1 protein-coding gene is annotated in these 1,365 nt (G+C 63.7%); it reads right to left on the bottom strand.

Annotated features, from left to right (window positions below):
- Window positions 1–43: 43 nt before the first annotated feature.
- Entirely contained in the window at window positions 44–1,288 is a 1,245-nt protein-coding gene (locus ACMUOY_RS20060) for an ISL3 family transposase (RefSeq protein WP_413894501.1), read from the bottom strand.
- Window positions 1,289–1,365: the final 77 nt, after the last annotated feature.

Here is a 1,365-nt window from a genome sequence, read left to right as displayed (position 1 = left end):
GGTTCTCTTCTGTTTCGGGTGGCACGCAACATTCTGATGGAGGTCAGGCGAGAGGGCGTGCTTTCTGAAGCGGATTGAGGGGCAAGTGCTTGAGCTTGCCTGCAATCAGGAAGGCCATAGCGATGAAGTGATCGGTGGTGCCGTAGCCACGCGCCTTGGCTTTGGCCGCTTGCAACAACGAGTTGACCGCCTCCACATAGCCCGTGTGCAAGCCTGCGGCGTCAAACGCCTTGACGATGCCGGACCAGTGCTGCCTGATGGTCCTGGCCAACTCCTTGAAAGGCGCCAAGCGACTGCGCTGGGCCCAGTGCAACCACCGCTTGAGCGACAGCGTGCATGCGATCGCATCGGTTCGTACCTTGTAGATGTCGCGCAGCGCCTCCTTCAGCCGCCACGCCCGCGCTGTCTTCAGCCGGGTGTGGGGCAGCCAATCCATCTTGTCACGCTCCTTGGGCGTCCATCGGCCCTTGTCCTTGAGCCAGCACCAGCGGGTCTTCTTCAACCAGTGCTCGCCCCTGGCTTCCTCACGGCGCACGGCATCCACCGCCCGATTGGCCAACTGCACCACATGAAATCCGTCAAAGGCCACGGCTGCCGCCGGCAAGTGCTCGGCCGTGCCGGCGATGAAGGCCTTGGACATGTCCATGCACACCACTTCGATGGCCTCGGGCTTGCCCTTGTGGGTCTTGAAGTCCCCCACAAAGCGCTTGACCGTGCTGGCGTCTTTGCCGGGTGTGGCATAGATCAGCCGCGCCTGCTCCAGGTCGTGCACCAGCGTGATGTAGTGCTGGCCTTTGGCGCAGCTGGTCTCGTCGATGCCGATGACGATAACCCGGGCGTAGCTTTCTTGCGCCCGGGCCCGCTGGACGTGGGCATCGATCTGGCGCCACAGGGCGTTGTCCGCGCAGCGAAGGATGCGTGCGCAGGCGGCCACGGGCATCTCGCGCGCCAGCGTCAGGCCCAGCGCCTCAAACAACAGCGTGAAGCGGCTGCCCTCGCGCGCCCAGGGCACCTTGAGTTGGGTGATGGCGCCGCAGCCGCTACAGGCCACGCGCGGCAGCTGGCAGTGCACGTGGGCTTCGAACTGAAAGAAGTCCAGATGGCGCCAGCTGCGTTGGCGGTGGTCGTGCAGTTTCTGATCGATTGCGCCACAGGCCGGGCACGGCGCGCTCCTGGCTTGCCAGACGACGTACAGGTCGATTCGACTGCGCTCAACATCCAGCGCCACGCGCTCTACCGCCCACGGCGATGTCAGTCCCAGCGCCTGGCAAAACAAGGCCTCTTGCATGCGGCTCTCCTGCGTGACGTTTGTTTGTCAACACATTATTGCCAGCTGTTGCGCGCCACCCGAAACGGAAGAGAACC

It is taken from the genome of Candidatus Skiveiella danica (assembly GCF_022705245.1).
GTDB lineage: Bacteria > Pseudomonadota > Gammaproteobacteria > Burkholderiales > Burkholderiaceae_C > Skiveiella > Skiveiella danica.
Note: the sequence above shows the minus strand (reverse complement) of the source record. Positions and strands in the feature narration are given on the sequence as shown.

Bases quoted from the DNA above. Each gene is read 5' to 3' on its own strand.
- ACMUOY_RS20060 (WP_413894501.1), bottom strand. From the start codon at position 1,288: ATGCAAGAGGCCTTGTTTTGCCAGGCGCTGGGACTGACATCGCCGTGG.